The organism is Pseudomonas sp. 8BK (assembly GCF_902506475.1).
Lineage (GTDB): Bacteria > Pseudomonadota > Gammaproteobacteria > Pseudomonadales > Pseudomonadaceae > Aquipseudomonas > Aquipseudomonas anguilliseptica.
Window position 1 is genome coordinate 1,807,513 of sequence record NZ_LR733252.1, and the last position, 19,266, is coordinate 1,826,778.

At 60.4% G+C, this 19,266-nt stretch carries 17 protein-coding genes; 4 read left to right on the top strand and 13 right to left on the bottom strand.

Translation table 11 applies throughout. From position 1 onward, the window contains the following. The first annotated feature begins 112 nt into the window (after positions 1-112). Positions 113-943, top strand: a complete 831-nt coding sequence (locus ACIN8IBEIGE_RS08255; RefSeq protein ID WP_160014218.1) for an undecaprenyl-diphosphate phosphatase — start codon at positions 113-115, stop codon at positions 941-943. A gap of 86 nt (positions 944-1,029) precedes the next feature. Further along, positions 1,030-1,998: an alpha/beta fold hydrolase gene (locus ACIN8IBEIGE_RS08260; RefSeq protein WP_160014219.1), complete on the top strand. Its 969-nt coding sequence runs from the start codon at positions 1,030-1,032 to the stop codon at positions 1,996-1,998. A gap of 2 nt (positions 1,999-2,000) precedes the next feature. Here ACIN8IBEIGE_RS08260 and ACIN8IBEIGE_RS08265 read toward each other — a convergent pair whose 3' ends face one another. Then, positions 2,001-2,900, bottom strand: coding sequence for a LysR substrate-binding domain-containing protein (locus ACIN8IBEIGE_RS08265; RefSeq protein ID WP_160014220.1), 900 nt, complete (start codon positions 2,898-2,900; stop codon positions 2,001-2,003). 123 nt (positions 2,901-3,023) lie between these two features. On the opposite strand from ACIN8IBEIGE_RS08265, the gene ACIN8IBEIGE_RS08270 reads away from it, so the two are divergent. Beyond that, complete coding sequence (locus ACIN8IBEIGE_RS08270; protein ID WP_160014221.1) at positions 3,024-3,632, top strand: FMN-dependent NADH-azoreductase; 609 nt, start codon at positions 3,024-3,026, stop codon at positions 3,630-3,632. Positions 3,633-3,701: 69 nt separating this feature from the next. On the opposite strand, the gene ACIN8IBEIGE_RS08275 is transcribed toward ACIN8IBEIGE_RS08270, so the two are convergent. From ACIN8IBEIGE_RS08275 to ACIN8IBEIGE_RS08300, 6 genes are all read right to left on the bottom strand, one after another. Beyond that, on the bottom strand, positions 3,702-5,288 hold the full coding sequence (locus tag ACIN8IBEIGE_RS08275) for an ABC-F family ATPase (RefSeq protein WP_160014222.1): 1,587 nt from the start codon (positions 5,286-5,288) through the stop codon (positions 3,702-3,704). 266 nt (positions 5,289-5,554) lie between these two features. Further along, positions 5,555-5,863 carry an AzlD family protein gene (locus ACIN8IBEIGE_RS08280; protein WP_090386649.1) on the bottom strand — a complete coding sequence of 103 codons (309 nt, stop codon included), beginning with the start codon at positions 5,861-5,863 and terminating at the stop codon, positions 5,555-5,557. Further along, positions 5,860-6,570, bottom strand: a complete 711-nt coding sequence (locus ACIN8IBEIGE_RS08285; protein ID WP_090386647.1) for an AzlC family ABC transporter permease — start codon at positions 6,568-6,570, stop codon at positions 5,860-5,862. Before ACIN8IBEIGE_RS08285 ends, ACIN8IBEIGE_RS08280 begins: the two co-directional genes overlap by 4 nt. Positions 6,571-6,931: 361 nt before the next feature. Next, complete coding sequence (gene sph / locus ACIN8IBEIGE_RS08290; protein WP_160014223.1) at positions 6,932-8,446, bottom strand: sphingomyelin phosphodiesterase; 1,515 nt, start codon at positions 8,444-8,446, stop codon at positions 6,932-6,934. A gap of 133 nt (positions 8,447-8,579) precedes the next feature. Beyond that, a complete protein-coding gene (locus tag ACIN8IBEIGE_RS08295; RefSeq protein ID WP_160014224.1) occupies positions 8,580-8,948 on the bottom strand; it encodes an MmcQ/YjbR family DNA-binding protein in 369 nt (122 codons plus the stop codon). Positions 8,949-8,954: 6 nt separating this feature from the next. Continuing rightward, positions 8,955-9,233, bottom strand: coding sequence for a peptidylprolyl isomerase (locus ACIN8IBEIGE_RS08300; protein WP_160014225.1), 279 nt, complete (start codon positions 9,231-9,233; stop codon positions 8,955-8,957). Positions 9,234-9,376: 143 nt separating this feature from the next. Here ACIN8IBEIGE_RS08300 and ACIN8IBEIGE_RS08305 point away from each other — a divergent pair, with 143 nt between their 5' ends. Beyond that, positions 9,377-10,597, top strand: coding sequence for a PilT/PilU family type 4a pilus ATPase (locus tag ACIN8IBEIGE_RS08305; RefSeq protein WP_178124343.1), 1,221 nt, complete (start codon positions 9,377-9,379; stop codon positions 10,595-10,597). A 28-nt stretch (positions 10,598-10,625) separates the two neighbouring features. Here the strand turns inward: ACIN8IBEIGE_RS08305 and ACIN8IBEIGE_RS08310 are convergent, their stop codons facing one another. The 6 genes from ACIN8IBEIGE_RS08310 to ACIN8IBEIGE_RS08335 all read right to left on the bottom strand — a co-directional run bounded on the left by ACIN8IBEIGE_RS08310 (position 10,626) and on the right by ACIN8IBEIGE_RS08335 (position 19,199). After that, the gene (locus ACIN8IBEIGE_RS08310) at positions 10,626-11,360 is read right to left on the bottom strand and encodes a substrate-binding periplasmic protein (RefSeq protein ID WP_372240005.1); all 735 of its coding nucleotides are present in this window, start codon (positions 11,358-11,360) and stop codon (positions 10,626-10,628) included. A gap of 63 nt (positions 11,361-11,423) precedes the next feature. Next, complete coding sequence (locus ACIN8IBEIGE_RS08315) at positions 11,424-13,379, bottom strand: acetoacetate--CoA ligase (protein ID WP_160014226.1); 1,956 nt, start codon at positions 13,377-13,379, stop codon at positions 11,424-11,426. A gap of 217 nt (positions 13,380-13,596) precedes the next feature. After that, positions 13,597-14,499 (bottom strand): hydroxymethylglutaryl-CoA lyase, encoded by a 903-nt coding sequence (locus tag ACIN8IBEIGE_RS08320; RefSeq protein ID WP_160014227.1) that lies wholly within the window; start codon positions 14,497-14,499, stop codon positions 13,597-13,599. Between the two features lie 242 nt (positions 14,500-14,741). Beyond that, entirely contained in the window at positions 14,742-16,703 is a 1,962-nt protein-coding gene (locus tag ACIN8IBEIGE_RS08325; protein ID WP_160014228.1) for an acetyl/propionyl/methylcrotonyl-CoA carboxylase subunit alpha, read from the bottom strand. Next, positions 16,700-17,500: a gamma-carboxygeranoyl-CoA hydratase gene (locus ACIN8IBEIGE_RS08330; RefSeq protein WP_160014229.1), complete on the bottom strand. Its 801-nt coding sequence runs from the start codon at positions 17,498-17,500 to the stop codon at positions 16,700-16,702. Before ACIN8IBEIGE_RS08330 ends, ACIN8IBEIGE_RS08325 begins: the two co-directional genes overlap by 4 nt. Positions 17,501-17,591: 91 nt before the next feature. Beyond that, complete coding sequence (locus ACIN8IBEIGE_RS08335) at positions 17,592-19,199, bottom strand: carboxyl transferase domain-containing protein (RefSeq protein ID WP_160014230.1); 1,608 nt, start codon at positions 19,197-19,199, stop codon at positions 17,592-17,594. Between the last annotated feature and the right edge of the window lie 67 nt (positions 19,200-19,266).

The following is a 19,266-nucleotide window of genomic DNA, read 5'->3' on the forward strand; positions in this document are numbered from 1 at the left end:
TATTTTTTTCTGTCAGCAGGAACCTTTTGTGAATGGCTTGGTCGGACGCCCTCACAAGTTCATCAGCATATTTGTTGTTCGTGCCCGATAACGCACGTATTTAGGAGCGGGGATGGATCTTTGGGTTGTCGTACAGGCACTGATACTGGGCATTGTGGAAGGCGTGACCGAATTTCTGCCGATATCCAGCACCGGCCACCAGATCATAGTTGCCGACCTGATTGATTTTGGCGGCGAGCGGGCGATGGCTTTCAATATCATCATCCAGCTGGGGGCGATTCTCGCAGTGGTATGGGAGTACCGGCGCAAGGTCCTCGCCATCGTTGTCGGCCTGCCTAAAAAGCCACAAGCGCAACGCTTCACGGCCAATCTGCTAATTGCCTTTCTGCCGGCCGTGGCGCTGGGCGTACTGTTTGCCGACCTGATTCACCATTATCTGTTCAACCCGATCACCGTAGCCCTGGCGTTGGTGGTGGGAGGGGTGATCATGCTCTGGGCTGAGCGGCGCACGCATCTGGTTCACGCCGAGAGCGTGGATGACATGACCTGGAAGGATGCACTGAAGATCGGTTGCGCCCAGTGCCTGGCGATGATTCCGGGTACTTCACGCTCCGGTGCGACGATTATCGGCGGCCTGCTGTTCGGTTTGTCGCGCAAGGCTGCGACCGAGTTTTCCTTCTTTCTCGCCATGCCGACCATGGTCGGTGCCGCGGTGTACTCCGGTTATAAGTACCGAGATCTGTTCCAGGTCAGTGATCTGCCGGTATTTGCCATTGGCTTTGTCACCTCCTTTATCTTCGCGATGATCGCGGTGCGGGCGCTGCTCAGCTTTATTGGCAAGCACAGCTATGCGGCGTTTGCCTGGTACCGCATTGGTTTCGGCTTGCTGATTCTGGCGACCTGGCAGCTGCAGTGGATTGACTGGAGCACGGCGCAGCTTTGATTGCTTAGGCTGTATTCGGCAGATGGATTAAGGGCGCACCCTCGGGTGCGCTTTTGTCATAGTGGCCTCGGGTAATGGAGGCGCATATGCATCAGATCGAGCAGCACATCCTTCAGGTCAACGGCATTGATCTGAGTCTATACAGTGCCGGCCCCGCGACTGGGCGGCCGGTCTGGTTGCTGCACGGCTTTCCCGAGTGCTGGCATTCCTGGCGCCAGCAGATTGCGCCGCTGACGGCTGCCGGCTATCGCGTGCTGATCCCGGAAATGCGCGGTTATGGCCAGAGCAGTGCACCGCGTGACCCGGCTGCCTACGATGTGCTGACGATCTGCGGTGATATTCAGGCGGCCATGGATCAGCTGGGTCAGCAGCAGGTCTGTGTGGTCGGCCACGACTGGGGCGCACCGATTGCCTGGCACCTGGCCTTGCTTGAGCCGCAACGGGTGCAGGCTGTGGTCGGTATGGCAGTGCCGTTTGGTGGGCGACCCAGGCAGCCGGCCATCGAGATCATGCGTCAACTGTACGCTGAGCGCTTTCACTACATCCTGCATTTTCAGCAGCCAGGCGTAGCCGAGGCGGAAATGGATGCCGATATTCCTCGCACCCTGCGCATGATGATGTACAACACTTCGGCGGCCGTGCCCAAGGATCACTTTCTGCAGGAAAAGCCGGCCGGGGCAGGGCTGTTTGATGGCATGCTTGACTCCGGCACGCTGCCTGTCTGGTGTGACAACGCGGCATTCGAGCACTACCTGAAAACCTTCGAGGGTCGCGGTTTTTACGGGGCACTGAACTGGTACCGCAATTTCGAGCGCAACTGGTTACGCACTGAGGTCCTGGCGGATCGGCAGATCGAGCAGCCAGCGCTGTTTCTACTCGGTGATCAGGATCCGGTCGGCACCTTGGAGGCTTACACTCTCAAGCAGATGCCCAAACGTGTGCCCCAGTTGGAGCAGCATGTGCTGAGTGAGTGCGGACACTGGATTCAGAACGAGCAGGCCGAGCGGGTCAATCAGCTGCTGCTGGCGTTTCTCGCTCGGCATTTTCCCCGTTAAACCTAGATCGGCTGATCCCAGCGGCTGAAGGCTTCGCTGATATGTTCGATCCACGCCCGTACGGCTGGCAGCATGCCGCGTCTGTGGGTGTACACCGCTTGCAGATTGGCGGCGGGCAGCGTCCAGTCAGGCAGTAGGCGGATCAGTCGGCCAACAGCCAGTTCATCCAGGCACAGGGGCGCGGGCAGCATGGTAAACCCCAGGCCGCTTATGGCGGCGTGTTTGCGCACGTTGAAGTCCTCAATGGCCAGGCGCGCTTCCAGCACAACTTCCTGTACGCGTCCGCTGTCATGCTGCAAACGCAGGTGAATTCTGCGGTCCGCTTCCAGGGCTCCCAGGGCCGGTAGTGCGGATAGGTCGTCAGGCGTGCTGATCTTGGCCTCCAGCAGCAAGGCAGGTGCGGCAACCATAAAGGCCTGTGCTGGACGCAGGCGGCGAGTGATCAGCGTTGGGTCTTCATCCTCGGCGCTGCGCACACGCAAGGCGACGTCAACGCCCTCGTTGAGCAGGTCGATGCGCCGGTTGGTTTGAATCAACTCCAGTTGCACCTTGGGGTAGGCCGCGAGAAAACTCACCACCAGCTCCGAGAGCAGGGCGATACCGCCTGGTGCGCTGACCCGCAGGCGGCCGCGCGGTTCGCTGGTCAGACTGGCCACGGTTTCCTCGGCTTGTTCGGCCTCCTGCAGCATGGCCTGGCAATGGCGCAGGTAGCGCTCGCCGATATCGGTCAGCGCCAGCTTGCGCGTGGTGCGTTGCAGCAGGCGCGCGCCCAGACGGTTTTCCAGTTCGGCAATCCGCCGCGACAGGCGTGATTTGGGGATGCCAAGGGTGCGCCCGGCTGCAGCGAAGCCGCCGGCTTCCACAACCTTGGCAAAGTAGAGCAGGTCATTGAGGTCGTGCATGGCTTTATCGTCCTATTAGTAGGACGAACTATCGCATTTTTGCCGACTAATCGGCTATTGCTTTCATTGATAGTATCTCCAGCATCTTGATCGCCGTGGGGCGATCTCAATTTGGAGATTGTCATGAAATTACTGCACCTCGATTCCAGCATCCTTGGCGACTCGTCCGCTTCCCGCCAACTCAGCCGTGCCGTAGTTGACGCCTGGCTTGTGGCTGAACCTGAAGCGCAGGTGAGCTATCGCGACTTGGCCAGCGATGCGCTGAGCCATCTGTCGGCAGCCAGCCTGGTGGCAGGCGGTACTCCAGCCGAGCTACGTGATGCAGCGCAGAAGCATGAGGTCGAGCTGGCTGAAAGCACCCTCAATGAGTTTCTTGCGGCCGATGCCATAGTGATTGGCGCGCCGATGTACAACTTCACCGTACCAACTCAACTCAAGGCCTGGATTGACCGTGTGGCGGTAGCCGGCAAGACCTTCGCCTACGATGAAAACGGCCCCAAGGGCCTGGCGGGCGGCAAGAAGGTGGTGATCGTTTCCACCGCTGGCGGCATTCACGCCGGCCAGCCAAGTGGTCAGGCCCACGAAGACTACCTGCTGCTGGTGCTGCGTTTCCTTGGCATTACCGATATCGAAATCGTCCGCGCCGAAGGCCTGGCCTACGGTGACGAGCCACGTGCCAACGCTTTCGCGGCGGCGCAGGCGAAAGTTGCAGAGCTGTTCGCCACTGCCTGATGGCACTGCATAAAGCAAAAAGCCCGCTCAATTGAGCGGGCTTTTTCTTGGGCGCAGGTTACTGCCGGTTTAGACGATCACGCCCTGGCTACGCAGGTAGTCATCGTAGGTGCCGCTGAAATCGGTGATGCCGTTGGGCGACAGCTCGATAATGCGGGTTGCCAGGGAACCAACGAACTCACGGTCATGACTGACAAAGATCAGCGTGCCCGGGTAGTTCTCCAGCGCTAGGTTGAGCGCCTCGATGGATTCCATGTCCAGGTGGTTGGTTGGTTCGTCCATCACCAGCACGTTGGGCTTTTGCAGGATCAGCTTGCCGAACAGCATGCGGCCTTGCTCACCACCAGAGATGACTTTTACCGATTTGAGGATTTCATCGTTGGAGAACAGCATGCGACCCAGCGTGCCGCGGATCATCTGCTCGCCGGTGGTCCACTGGCCCATCCAGTCGAACAGGCTGACATCGTCTTCAAAATCGTGGGCGTGGTCCTGGGCGTAGTAGCCGAGCTCCGCGCTGTCGGTCCATTTCACCGTACCTGCATCCGGGGTCAGTTCGCCCATCAAGGTGCGCAGCAGGGTGGTCTTACCGATACCGTTCGGACCGATAATCGCCACTCGCTCGCCGGCTTCAACCTGGAAGCTGAAGTTCTTGAACAGTGCCTTGCCGTCGAAACCCTTGGCCACTTTGTCGATCATCACGGCCTGGCGGTGCAGCTTCTTGTTCTGCTCGAAGCGGATAAACGGGCTGACGCGGCTTGACGGCTTGACCTCGGCCAGTTGGATCTTGTCGATCTGTTTGGCGCGGCTGGTAGCCTGCTTGGCTTTCGAAGCGTTGGCCGAGAAGCGGCTGACGAAGCTCTGCAGTTCGGAAATCTGCGCTTTCTTCTTGGCGTTGTCGGCCAGCAACTGCTCGCGCGACTGGGTCGCTGCAGTCATGTACTCGTCATAGTTGCCGGGGAACAGGCGCAGCTCGCCGTAGTCCAGGTCGGCCATATGGGTGCAGACCGAGTTGAGGAAGTGACGGTCGTGGGAAATGATGATCATGGTGCTGTTGCGCTGCACCAGGATGTTTTCCAGCCAGCGGATGGTGTTGATATCCAGGTGGTTGGTCGGCTCGTCGAGCAGCAGCACTTCCGGGTCGGAGAACAGCGCCTGGGCCAACAGCACGCGCAGCTTCCAGCCGGGAGCGACTTCGCTCATCGGACCAAAGTGTTGCTCCAGCGGAATGCCCAGGCCGAGCAACAGCTCGCCAGCGCGGGATTCGGCGGTGTAGCCGTCCATTTCGGCAAACTCACCCTCCAGCTCACCGACCTTCATGCCGTCTTCTTCACTCATCTCCGCCAGGGAGTAGATGCGGTCGCGTTCGGCTTTGACCTTCCACAGCTCTTCGTGACCCATGATCACGGTGTCGATCACGCTGAATTCTTCGTAGGCGAACTGGTCCTGGCGCAGCTTACCCAGGCGTACGTTTGGCTCCAGCATCACCTGGCCAGCGCTCGGCTCCAGATCGCTGCCAAGAATCTTCATAAAGGTCGACTTACCGCAGCCGTTGGCCCCGATCAGGCCGTAACGGTTGCCGTTGTTGAACTTCACGGAAACGTTCTCGAACAGGGGCTTGGCCCCGAATTGCATGGTGATGTTGGCGGTGGAGATCACGAATCTTGGTCCAGATAAACGGGCGCACGTGCGCGAAAGGGGCGCGATTGTAGCGGTTTACGGCCACAAAAGGCAGCAGATGGGACGGGCGGAATGTCTATTCGAGCTGTTTGGCCGTGCCGCAGGACATGTCAGGGGCTGCCCTGGCGAATGACCTGTCAATGCCGAAAGCCCAATCGGCTTGTCGGCAGTTCGCCAAGGCTGGTTATCGGCCTAGGAGGCAGCCGTAATCGGCCGAGTTCTGCGCGGCAAGCAGGCTACGATCTTCAGAATTGCCTGCTGATAGCCGCAACCAGTATGCCGGCTGCGATTGCAGGCAGAGGTTTCTTTACCAGCAGCATGACAATTGCGGTAGTCAGCAAGGCCAGTCGTGCGCTCATATCGCCATCAATTGCCATGGGGGTAAGAATGGCCACCAGCACCGAGCCGGACATCGCGCTGATGAACTGCTGAACCCTGTAGCTGATTGGCACATACGACATCACGAACACGCCACCCCAGCGGGTCGCCAGTGTTACGGCCGCCATGATCAGGACGATGATCAGCGTGCCAAACCCCGTTGTTGCAATACTCATTTCTTCTTCTCCATCCACAGAGCACCCAGGACGCCGCCTGCCAGTGCACCGACAACCACATGGCTATTGTCCGGTAGATACCAGTAGGCCAGCAGCGAGGAACCAGCGGCGATTGTCCAGATAAGCAACAGGCGCAGGTTCTTCTCGCCGCCCACGGCCATCGCCAGCAGGAAGCACCCCATCACCATGTCCAGGCCGAAGCTTTTGGGATCATGAATGGCACCGCCGAAATAGATGCCCAGCCAGGTGCCGAAAATCCAGAATGACCAGAGCGCAAGGCCGCCACCGAGCAGCAGGCCGAAGCCCGGTTTACCGCGATTGAAGGCCTGTATGGCCAGGGCCCAGTTGGCATCGGAGGCAACCAGCATCACGCCATAGCGTTTTGCCGGGGATAAATGGCGCAGCCAGGGATACAGCGATGCGCCCATCAGCAGGTGACGCGCATTGATGGCAAATACGGTGAGGGCCAGCGGAATGAGGGCGATGTGCACACCCCACAACTCCAGCGCGGCGAACTGTGAGGCACCGGCGAAAACCAGGGTGCTCATCAACACGGTCGAGGGGTTATTTAATCCAGTCTGTACTGCCGCCAGGCCAAAAGCTGCGCCGAAGGCGATAACGAAAATGGAAAGAGGGACGAGTTGCTTGAAACCCGCCCAGACATCCTGGCGGCTGAATTCATGCAACTGCCTGGTGTTGTCCGACATCTTGCAGCCTCTACTTCGTTTCTAGTCTGTTTATGCACTGCGTTCCTCACGGGTGAATGGGCAGCAGGGCAGAACTATGCACCTAGGCGCCTTGTGAAGGAAAACACAGAATTCAGCAGCGGCTTTCTTGCGCTCTGCGAGCAAGCCACTCAAGGTGACAGCCGTGATTCGGCAAGCGCTCAGCGGTTTATTAAACCCTTTGTGTGAGGGTGGCAGACTGTGCAGCCGCTGGGACCATAGCCAAATGTCGTGCTTGGCACAGTGTGGATTGGCAAAAGCGACGGCTGGGTGATTGGTCACTAAGCCGGTTGTGCCTGGAGGGGGTATGAAAAAGGCGGCTATTGCAGCCGCCTTGTGTTGATCAGTAGTGCAGCTTGCTGCTCCAGTCCGGGTAGTGCGCAGGGCGTTTGAGGTGCACGCGGAACTGTTCGGCGTTGACGGGTGAGCTGCTCCACAGGTACAGGTGCTCTTTCCAGCTGCCTGAAGCCCAGTTCTGCAGGTAGTAATCACTGCCGCGCAAAGTGTCGCGGTCGCGCAGGCGAATGGTATCGCCATCCTTGAGGCAGCCGCTGTTGTTGGGCAGTTCAATGCGCAGCTGGTTGGATGAGTCACCTGCCTTCATGTAATAGGCGTAGTTACCGCCGCCACCGCCTAGCCACCAGTTGAGCCAATAGCCGGGGTGGCGACGTGATTCGACTTCGATGTAGTCGCCACTGCGAATGCAGAAGCTCTCCGGGTGGTACCAGTTGCGCAGGCTGAACAGGCTTTCCGGCTCCAGCCCGTTACCGTTGATCTTCACCCAGTCGTTGGCCTTGCTGCTGCCGGCGCGCAGGGTTTTGCCGGTGGTGGTGCTTTGCAAGACCACCTCGTCATAGAGGTTCTGTTGCGGTTTGCTGGCGCGGGTTGGCGTCGCGCTGTCGGCGCGGGTAAAGCCGGCGACCGGTGAGTGATCGGAGTAGTCCTGAAATTGCCAGGTCGCACCCGCCAGGTTGACTGTCCAGCGCGGCGCTGGGGTATCCAAGGCCTGGTTATGCCAGAACGGCAGTTGCCGGTGGTTGCGCGAGACGAAGATGTAATCCAGGTATTCCGGGGCATGGTTGGGGTATTGGTAGTTGGCGATGCCGTTGCGCTGGGTATCAAAGGTAGTGTCGCTGCCGGCATAGCTGTCAGGGGCGTTGACCTGCAGACGCGCGAGCATGTCGTGGTACTCGCTACTGTCCTTGATGACGTTGAAGTCGCCGCCAATAAACACCAGCTCATCGAGGCTAATGCCTCGCGCGTTGATGAAGTTTTGCAGCTCATCAAACTGGCTGGCACGTACCGCTGTGCCTTTGCCATCCGGGCAGCCGGTATCTGCCGCCTGTGCATGGGTGCCGATGATATGCACGGCCTGGCCATTGCGATTGAGTTTGACGTAGACGAAGCCCTTGTTGGACAGGTAATCCGCCCCGCAACCCTGGCTGTAGACATATTGCACGCGTTGTTCGATGGGCCAGCGGCTGACGATGGCTACGCCGCCGTCTTCCGGTGTAGTGTCCGAGTAGGCGCCTAGGGTCGCATCCCAGCCTGTGCGGCTGCGACCGAGCACGGGGGTTTGGAACGGATACTGGCTTTGCAAACCATTGAGCAGAATATTCGACGCCGGGTTATCGAACAGCTCGTTGAGAATGACTGCATCCTGGCCCTGGATATACGCCGCCTCTGCGATCAGCGCCGCGCGCTGTTGCTGGCCCCAGCCCGGTTTTATCGTGCTGGGCAGCAGGAACACGTTATGCGCTAGCAGTTTGAATTGCTCATCCGGGCTTGCCTGGGAAAAGGTCGGGGCAGATAGGGCAAACGTACTGAAACACAGCAGTGGTAACAGGCAGCGATGCATGGGGTGGCCTCCGGGTAGGGTAATGGCCAGTCTTCCAGTCACCGTTAACCGCGAAAATGATCGAAAGGTGGGTGGGCTAGACCAGCGCCAGCGCAGTCTGCATTGAGCGGGTTACAGCGGCATGACGCGGCTGTTACGAATCCGCTGCTGGCGGGTCGAGCAGCAGGGCCAGCTTGAGGCGTTTGGGCAGTTTGGCCACCACCAGCTGATGGGAGCGCGTCAGCAGCTCGCGCAGTTCGGTATCGCTGAGCGGGTAAGGCGCGGCCATGCTGATCCAGTGTGCGCGGGCCAGATAAGGCGCGGGGCGGATGCCCGGGCGGTCGCAGTAGCCGAGGAATAGATCTGCATCAACCTTGAAGGCCAAGCCGTCATGGCTGCCCAGGTGGAAGAGGGCGAACATCTTGCTCTCGGCAACCGAGAACACCCTTACGCCGCCCCATTTGATGTCCTCACGGGCACCCGGCAGATTCAGGCAGAAAGCAGCAACATGTTCGGGCGTCATAACAGATCACTCGCGGTAGAAAACCTGCACCAGATGATAGCCAAACTGGCTTTTCACTGGGCCGTGGACTTCACGTACCGGCTTTTTGAAGATCACCTGATCGATGGCGCGCACCATCTGTCCGGGGCGCACCTCACCCAGATCGCCGCCTTTCTTGCCAGAGGGGCAGGTTGAGTACTTGCGCGCCAGCACGTCAAACGCCTCGCCGGCGGCAATACGTTTTTTCAGTGCGGCGGCTTCTGCTTCGGTTTTCACCAGAATATGGCGGGCCATTGCCTTCGGCATGACGGGCTCCTCGGATTTGGATGAGCGTATTGTGCCAGCATTCTCAGCCGCTTAACGCTTGAGCCTGGCTTGCGCCGAATTTCTCGAGAGCGAAGCGTAATCTTGGCCTAACGTAATAAATCCAACCTGCGGGAAATCTCGTTATGGACCTCAATGCCATGCTGAAAATCCTGTCCAGCCAGGACGGGTCCGACCTTTATCTTTCCACCGGGGCGCCGCCCTGTGCCAAGTTCAATGGCGTGCTCAAGGCGCTTAGCGCCGAGCCGCTAAAGGCCGGCGAGGTGGCGGCTATTGCCGACTCGGTGATGGATAGTGCGCAGCGCGAGGAGTTTGAACGTGAGCTGGAAATGAACCTGGCCATCTCGATTGCCAGCGTCGGGCGTTTTCGCATCAATATCTTCAAGCAGCGCAACGAAGTGTCGATCGTCGCGCGCAATATCAAGATGGACATTCCCAAGTTCGAAGACCTTAAATTGCCGGAAGTGCTACTTAAAACCGTGATGGAGAAACGCGGTCTGGTGTTGTTTGTCGGTGGTACCGGTTCGGGCAAATCGACCTCCCTGGCGGCGCTGATCGACTACCGCAACCGCAACAGCGGTGGCCATATCATCACCATTGAGGACCCGGTGGAGTACGTGCATAAGCACAAGAAGTCGATCATCAATCAGCGTGAGGTGGGGGTGGATACCCGCAGCTTCCATGCCGCACTGAAGAACACCTTGCGTCAGGCGCCGGACGTAATCCTGATCGGCGAGATCCGTGACCGCGAGACCATGGAGCATGCCCTGGCCTTTGCCGACACCGGCCACTTGGCGATCTCCACGCTACACGCGAACAACGCCAACCAGGCGCTGGACCGCATCATCAACTTCTTCCCGGAAGACCGCCGTCCGCAGCTGCTCAATGACCTGGGTAACAACCTCAAGGCGTTTGTCTCGCAGCGGCTGGTCAAGACCATCGACGGCAAGCGCCGGGCAGCGGTAGAGGTGCTGCTCGGCACGCCGACCATCCGTGACCTGATCAAGCGCAACGAGTTTTCCGAGATCAAGGAGATCATGGAAAAGTCGAAAAATCTCGGCATGCAGACCTTCGATCAGGCGCTGATCGACCTGGTCAACGATGGCTCGATTGATGAAGAAGAAGCGGTAAAAAACGCCGATTCGGCGAACAACGTGCGCCTCAAGCTCAAACTCTACCGTGACAATCCAGGAGCCTCCGTGCCGGCCGCAGCCCCCGCGCCAGTGGCCGCAGCTCCGACTCCTGCGGCACCGGCCGCGTCGGCGGGTGAGTGGGGGCTGGAATTGAAGCTGGAAGATATTGAAGAAGAGCAACTGCCCGAGGACCCTGGCCGCAAAGGCATTTGAGCACCGGTGGCGACAGGGATGTCTGCCATTAATGCACGGGCCGGTAGGCGTCCTGAATACGCTGGATCATGCCTTCGGCACGTAGCGCTTCAACGGCCTTGCGCAGATCTTCCTGCAACTGCGCATCACAGTCTTTCGAGCAGGCTAGGTACATGTCGGTGCTGGCCAGCACAGGGCTCATCTGCAAGCGATTGTCGCTGTGTGGCCACAGATACAATCCTTCCGGCACCCCGGTAAACCAGGCATCGACACGATCCAGTTCAAGCATGCGGGCGGGATTATCGCCAAGCTTGAGGCTGACAATCTGCGTTTCGCTAAAGCCTTCGCTCTTGAGTATTTCCATTTGTGCAGTGCCGTGACCGACGGCAATACGCCGGTAACGCTGACGCGCCTCGGCAAAGTTGGCCACCGGCGCGTCGAGGCTGAAGAAGGCGCGCTCAAGTGGCGAAATGGGGGCGATCCAGGTATACAGCGCTTCGCGCTCCGGGGTGCGCGAAAGCGGGATGATCAGCAGGTTTTTCCCGCGACTGACCCGCTGCTGGGCACGGGCCCAAGGGGTTACATGGATATGGCTGAGATACCCCGCGCGGGCAATCGCGGCCAATGCCACATCACCGACCATGCCGTAGCCGCCCTGAAAACTGACGAAGGTCAGCGGCGGCGCATCCGGCATATGCAGCACCAGGGGCTCCCGTGCTGTTGCGCTCAGGCTCAGCGAGGTCAGCAATATTGCGAAAAAGAGCCAGCGCACAGCCACATCAATACTCCAGCAGCGACTGGCTCGGAGTATAGACACAGCAGGGGTACTGGCTGGGTTTCTGCGGCTTCAGTCCCGCAGTTCTGCTAGATCGCGGTACAGCTCCAGCGCCTGCGGATTGGCCAGGGCGTCTGTGTTTTTTACCGGTTTGCCGTGCACCACGTTGCGTACCGCTAGTTCGACGATCTTGCCGCTGATGGTGCGCGGGATATCCGCCACGGCGATGATCTTGGTCGGGACATGGCGCGGTGTGGTGTTGGCGCGGATGACCTGGCGAATCTGCGTTTGCAGCGCGTCGCTCAGTTCGATGCCATCGCGCAGGCGGACAAACAGCACCACACGCACGTCATCGTCCCACTCCTGACCGATGGCGATGGATTCCAGCACGGCTTCGACCTTTTCCACCTGGCGGTAGATTTCGGCTGTACCGATGCGTACGCCGCCGGGGTTAAGTACGGCGTCACTGCGGCCGTGAATCACCAGGCCGCCGTGGGCAGTGATTTCGGCGTAATCGCCATGGGCCCAGATGCCGGGGAAGGTGTCGAAGTAGGCTGCCTGGAATTTGCTGCCATCGGCATCCTTCCAGAAGCCAATCGGCATCGAGGGGAAATGCTGCGCGCAGACCAGCTCGCCTTTTTCGCCTGTAACCGGCATGCCGGCGTCGCTCCACACCTGCACATCCATGCCCAGGCCTTTGCACTGCAATTCGCCTCGCCATACCGGCAGCACCGGGTTACCCAGGGCAAAGCAGGAGACGATATCGGTGCCGCCGGAGATCGACGACAGGCAGAGATCAGCTTTGATCTCGCGGTAGACGTACTCGAAGCTCTCGTGGGACAGCGGCGAGCCGGTGGAGAGAATGGCTTTCAGGCGCTGCAGTTTGTGCGTGCTGCCGGGCTTGGCACCGGCTTTCTCCAGGGCAGCGAGAAATTTGGCGCTGGTGCCGAAGATGCTGATGTTTTCCGCATCGATCAGGTCGATCAGGCGCTCGGCCCCAGGGTGGAAGGGCGAGCCGTCGAACAGCACCAGGGTGGCGCCCAGGGCCAGGCCTGAGACCAGCCAGTTCCACATCATCCAGCCGCAGGTGGTGTAGTAGAACAGCGTATCGTCGGCGTGCAGGTCGGTGTGCAGGCCGAGCTCCTTGGCGTGCTGCAGCAAAGTGCCGCCGACGCCATGCACGATGCACTTGGGCACGCCGGTGGTGCCGCTGGAATAGAGGATATACAGCGGGTGGTCGAACGGGACCTGAGTGAACTCGGGTTCGCCGCCGGCCTGGTAGAAGTCCTGCCACAACGCCACCTTGGCCGCCGAATGGAAGTCGGCGACTTTGGCCTGGACATTGGAATAGGGCACCACAATCAGTTGTTCAAGCGAGGGCAAGCGTTCGAGGATTTCATTGAGCTTGCTGGCCAGATCGAGGTTCTTGCCCGCATAGCGGTAACCGGCGGCGGCGATCAGTACCTTGGGCTCGATCTGGCCGAAGCGGTCGATTACCCCCTGGGTGCCGAAGTCCGGCGAGCAGCTTGACCAGGTGGCGCCCAGGCTGGTCGCGGCGAGCATGCCGACCAGGGTTTGCCAGGTGTTGGGCATAAAGGCAGCAACGCGGTCGCCGATACCCACGCCGGCATCACGCAGGCTGCGTTGCAGGCCCGCGACATGGGCAGCCAGCTCGGCATAGCTCAGTTGCTCGCGCGAGCCATCTTCGCCAATGGCGATCAGGGCCGGGTGGTTATCACGGCGGCGCAGCAGGTGTTCGGCAAAATTCAGGGTTGCGCCAGGAAACCAGTGGGCGCTGGGCATGGCCGTGCCTTCCTGCAATACGGCGTCGGGTTGTGCACTGAAACGCACCTCGAAGAACTCGACCACCGCCTGCCAGAAGGCTTCACGTTGCGTCACGCTCCAGGCGTGCAGGGCGGGGTAGTCGACCAGCTGCAGGCTGTGGCGCTGATTGACGAAGCGGCGAAAGCTGTCCATTCGTGTCGCCGCAATACGTTCGGCAGAAGGCGTCCACAGGGGCTGTTGCATCGTGCTTCCTCATCATTCTTGTTATGCCGACATTGTTAGCCGGCTTGGTGCGGCAAGCCTACTGACTGGCGGCGGGCTTGCGTCGAGCAGTTGCTGCGCTGTTTTGATCAGTATCAGCTGTAGCTGTAGTCACTTTGCACCGCCCTCAGGCAATAGGCCGTCAGCCTGAGGCGTGTACTTTACAGTGCGTAAACAAAACCTTACGCACTGCCTGCCGCTAGGCACTGGCCAGTCTGGCCCGCGCCACTCGCGAACCATTGGGTTTGTCCAGTACCGCACAAATGCGCTGGCCGGCTGCGATCAGCTTGTTCATATCAATGCCGGTTTCGATGCCCAGGCCCTCAAGTAGGTACAGCACATCTTCGGTTGCGACATTGCCGGTGGCCCCTTTGGCGTAAGGGCAACCGCCCAGCCCGGCGACCGAGCTGTCGAATACGCTGATGCCTTCCAGCAGACTGGCGTAGATATTCGCCAGTGCCTGTCCATAGGTGTCATGGAAGTGCCCGGCCAGCAGGTTGCGTGGTACCTCGCGGCCGACCACGTTGAACAGGTGGCGAGTGGCCCCAGCGGTACCGGCCCCGATGGTGTCGCCCAGGGACACCTCGTAGCAGCCCATGGCGTAAAGCTCGCGGGCCACGCTGGCGACCTGTTCGGGCGGCACAAAGCCGTCATACGGGCAGCCCAGCACGCAGGACACATAACCGCGCACGCGAATGCCATGCTGCTTGGCTGCGTCCATTACCGGGACAAAACGCTCAAGGCTCTCGCTGATCGAGCAGTTGATGTTTTTCTGCGAGAAGGCTTCCGAAGCGGCGGCAAACACCGCCACTTCGCGCACTCCCGCTTGCAGCGCACCTTCGAAACCTTTCAGGTTAGGTGCCAGGGCGGCGTAGGTAATACCTGGCAGCTGCTGAATCTGCGCAAACACCTCAGCGCTGCCGGCCATCTGCGGCACCCACTTGGGTGAGACAAAGCTGCCTACTTCGATATAGCTGAGGCCAGCGACAGACAGATCATCGACCAGGCGTACCTTGTCGGCCACGCTGATCGGCTGTTTCTCATTCTGCAAACCGTCGCGCGGGCCGACTTCGACCAGCCGGACTTGTTTGGGTAGGTTCATCGTTGCCTCGTTGTTTATTTCGATGGGTATCGCGCTACTCACCCAATCCTGCGTTGCTTGAGGTGCGGTGGTTGTAGGATGGATGTCGCTTTATACACCCACCAAGTCCCTTCGCTGTGCATGCCCTGGTGGACATAAAAGCGATGTCCACCCTACACGTGGCTATTCTGTGGGGGCGCTTTAGCGGCTAGCGTTTTGTCGCTGTTATCGCGGCTAAAGCCCCTCCCACAGAGGTCATCCATCTATGCGCTGGCTTCTTCCAGCTCCACCAGCACTGTACCTTCGCTGACCATCTCGCCCTCGCGGCAATACAAGGCCTTGACCGTTCCGGCCTGCGGCGCGCGGATGCTGTGCTCCATCTTCATCGCCTCCAGTACCACCAGCGTAGTGCCGGCTTCGACCGGCTGGCCGGTCTCGACTAGCACCCGGACGATACTGCCGTTCATGGGGGCGGTCAGGCCGCCATGATGCTGATGGCTGGCTTCGACTTCGGCAATAGGGTCCACGCGCTGAATGCTGCGCAGCTCGCCGGCATAGTGCAGATAGAGGCTGTCTCCCCGGCGAATCGCTAGATGCTGCTGGCGTAGCCCGTTGTGTTCAATCAGCAGGCATTCGCCATGTAGTTGTACAGTCGATTGGGCACTTGGGCGCAGAAGTACCACCTGGCGCTCGCCGTGGCAGGCCAGGTGCAGGTCGGTCTCCGCTGGTAGCCCCAGGCGCAGGCCATTATTGATAGCCCAGGGGGAATGCCGGTCATCAGGGCGCGGCTGGGTTGCCTCGCTTTGCACAAAAGCCTCGGCAGCCAGGTGCCAGAATTCGGTCGGTAAATCGGTTTCCGGAGGCAGCAACTGAGCTTCGTGACGCGGAATAAAGCCGGTATCCAGCTCGGCATTGGCAAAGGCCGGGTGGGCTAAAACACGGCTGAGAAAGGCCAGGTTGGTTTTAACGCCGCCCACGCAGGTTTCCTTAAGCATGGCCAGCAGGCGCAGACGCGCCTCTTCGCGGTTTTCGCCCCAGGCAATCAGCTTGCCGAGCATCGGGTCATAGAAGGGCGAGACTTCATCGCTTTCTGCTACGCCGCTATCGACTCGGCGACCCGGGCCGGGAGTGGCTTCGCGGTACAGCGCCAGGGTGCCGGTGGCCGGCAGAAAGTCGTTGTCCGGGTCTTCTGCATACAGGCGCACCTCGATAGCGTGGCCGATAAGCGGCACCTGATCTTGTGTCAACGGCAGTGGCTCGCCACGGGCAACGCGGATCTGCCAGGCGACCAGATCCAGTCCGGTGATCAGCTCGGTAACCGGGTGTTCGACCTGCAGGCGGGTGTTCATCTCCATAAAGAAGAAGTCGCCGCGATCATCCAGCAGAAACTCCACGGTGCCGGCGCCGACATAACCGATAGCCTGGGCGGCCTTGACCGCTGACTCGCCCATGGCGCGGCGCAGCTCTGGCGACAGGCCCGGCGCAGGGGCTTCTTCGACGACCTTCTGGTGGCGACGCTGGATCGAGCAGTCGCGCTCATTCAGGTACAGGCAATTGCCATGCTGGTCGGCGAACACCTGGATTTCCACATGGCGCGGCTTGAGTACGTACTTTTCTACCAGCATGCGTGAGTCGCCGAACGACGACTGCGCCTCGCGCTGGGCGCTGGCCAGGGCCTCGGCCAGTTCGCCCTCAACCTCGACCACCTTCATGCCCTTGCCGCCACCGCCGGCCGCCGCCTTGAGCAGCACCGGGTAGCCGATTGTGTTTGAGGCGCTACGAAAGGTTTCCACATCCTGTGCTTCGCCGTGATAACCCGGCACCAGTGGCACGCCGGCCGCTTCCATCAGTGCTTTGGCGGCGGATTTGCTGCCCATGGCGTCGATGGCCGAGGCGGGCGGGCCGAGAAAGATCAATCCGGCGGCTTCGATGGCACGGGCAAAGCCGGCGTTTTCCGAGAGAAAGCCATAGCCTGGGTGGATGGCCTGGGCGCCGCTGGCCTTGGCCGCAGCGATCAGCGCGTCGATCCGCAGGTAACTGTCCGCCGGCTTGGCGCCGCCGAGATTCACCGCCAGATCGGCTTCGCGCACATGGCGCGCGCCAGCGTCGATAGCGCTGTGTACCGCAACGGTCTGGATACCCATGGTCTTGGCTGTGCGCATCACCCGGCAGGCGATCTCGCCACGGTTGGCCACCAGCAGGGTGTCGATAGGCTTAAGGCTCATGCTTGTGGCTCCTGCCAGGCGGGCTGACGTTTGTCCAGGAATGCCCGCAGACCTTCCTGACCTTCGGGGCTGACGCGGATACGGGCGATGGCGTTCTCGGTATAACGACGCAGCGCCGGCGTGAGTACGCCGCTGCCGACTTCGCGCAACAGATCCTTGCTCGCCAGCATGGCTTGCGGGCTATTGAGCAGCAGGTTGTCGACCCAGGTGTTTACCGCGCCATCGAGTTGCTCTGCCGGGTAGCATTCGGCGAACAGCCCCAGCTCCTGGGCGCGTTCGCCGCTAAAGCGCTCGGCCGTCAGGGCATAGCGCCGCGCCGCGCGTTCACCGATGGCCTGCACGACAAAGGGGCTGATCACCGCTGGTGCCAGGCCGATGCGCACTTCGGACAGGCACAGTTGGGCATCAACGGCGCCGATGGCCATATCGCAGCAGCTGATCAGGCCCAGTGCTCCACCGAAAGCGGCGCCTTGCACCACGGCCAGGGTGGGGATCTTCAGCTGATAGAGGTTGTGCATCAGCTCGGCCAACTCACGTGAATCAGCGAGGTTGGCGGTGTAGTCCAGGGTCGCCGCATGCTGCATCCAGGCCAGATCGGCGCCAGCAGAAAAGTGCTTGCCACGGCCGCGTAGCAGCAGGAAGCGCAGGCTTTTGTCGGCCATCACCTCGTCGAGGGCGAGAATCAGCTCGCGGATCATTTCGGCGTTAAAGGCGTTGTTCTTGTCCGCGCGGTTAAGCCAGAGGGTGGCAAAGCCGCGTGGGTCTGTTTGCAGTTCGAGGGTGTTGAAGTCGGTCATGGTGTTCGACTCGAAAAATGAGTTAGCTCTGTGGGAGGGGCTTTAGCCGCGACAAGGCGAAAAGCATCGCGGCTAAAGCCCCTCCCACGAATCACATGCGGAACACGCCAAAAGTGCTTGGCTCGATCGGCGCGTTAAGGCTGGCGGACAGCGCCAGGCCCAGTACGTCTCGGGTTTGCGCCGGGTCGATGACGCCGTCGTCCCACAGCCGCGCACTGGAGTAGTAGGGGTGGCCCTGGCGCTCGTACTGTTCGAGGATTGGCTGCTTGAGTGCAGCTTCATCTTCAGCCGAAAAACTCTGCCCGACGCGGGCGGCCTGTTCGTGTTTGACCTGCACCAGTACGCCTGCGGCCTGTTCGGCACCCATTACGCCGATCCGTGCGTTTGGCCACATCCACAGGAAACGTGGGTCGTAGGCGCGGCCGCACATGCCGTAGTTACCGGCGCCGAAGCTGCCGCCGATGATTACGGTGAATTTCGGCACCTTGGCGCAGGCCACGGCGTTGACCAGTTTGGCCCCATGCTTGGCGATGCCGCCGGCTTCGTACTTCTGCCCGACCATAAAGCCGGTGATGTTCTGCAGGAACAGCAGCGGAATGCCGCGCTGGCAGGCCAGTTCGATAAAGTGCGCGCCTTTCTGCGCCGATTCAGCGAACAAAATCCCGTTATTGGCGAGGATCGCCACCGGATAACCGTGGATATGCGCAAAGCCGCAGATCAGGGTGGTGCCAAACAGCGCCTTGAACTCATCGAATACGCTGCCATCGACGATACGAGCGATCACTTCGCGCACATCAAAGGGCTGCTTGGCGTCCGCCGGGATCACCCCGTACAGCTCTTCGCCGCTATACAGCGGGTTGATTGGCGCCAGGCTGTTCAGCACGCCCAGCTTGCGCCAGTTGAGGTTGGCGATCGAGCGGCGGGCCAGGGCCAGGGCGTGTTCGTCGTTGTCGGCGTAATGGTCGGCCACGCCGCTGGTTTTGCAGTGCACATCGGCCCCGCCCAATTCCTCGGCGCTGACCACCTCACCGGTGGCGGCTTTTACCAGCGGTGGCCCGGCGAGAAAGATAGTCGCCTGGTTGCGCACCATGATGGCTTCATCGGCCATAGCGGGCACATAGGCCCCGCCAGCGGTGCAGGAACCCATGACCACGGCGATCTGCGGGATGCCCATGGCGCTCATATTGGCCTGGTTGAAGAAGATTCGGCCGAAATGCTCGCGATCCGGGAATACCTCATCCTGGCGCGGCAGGTTGGCACCGCCGGAGTCGACCAGGTAGATGCACGGCAGGCGGTTCTGCTGGGCGATGGTTTGCGCGCGCAGGTGCTTCTTCACGGTCAGCGGGTAGTAGCTGCCGCCTTTGACCGTGGCGTCGTTGGCCACGATCATGCATTCCACACCCTCGACCCGGCCGATACCGGCCACCACGCCAGCCGCCGGTACCTCTTCACCGTATACCTCATAGGCAGCCAACTGGCCGATTTCGAGAAACGGCGAGCCGAGATCCAGCAGGCGATTGATCCGTTCACGGGGCAGCAGTTTGCCGCGCGATATATGGCGTTCCTGGGCCTTGGCGCCGCCGCCTTCATGAACACGGGCGAGTAGGGCGCGCAGGTCGTTCACTTGGCTCAGCATGGCCGCGCTATTAGCAGCGAACTCCGGCGAACGGGTGTTGATATGGGTGTGCAGAATGGCCATCGAGTTGGCTCCGGTTCAATCCGTAGGGTGGATGGCGCTTTATCCATCCACCGGCATTGGTGGAAAA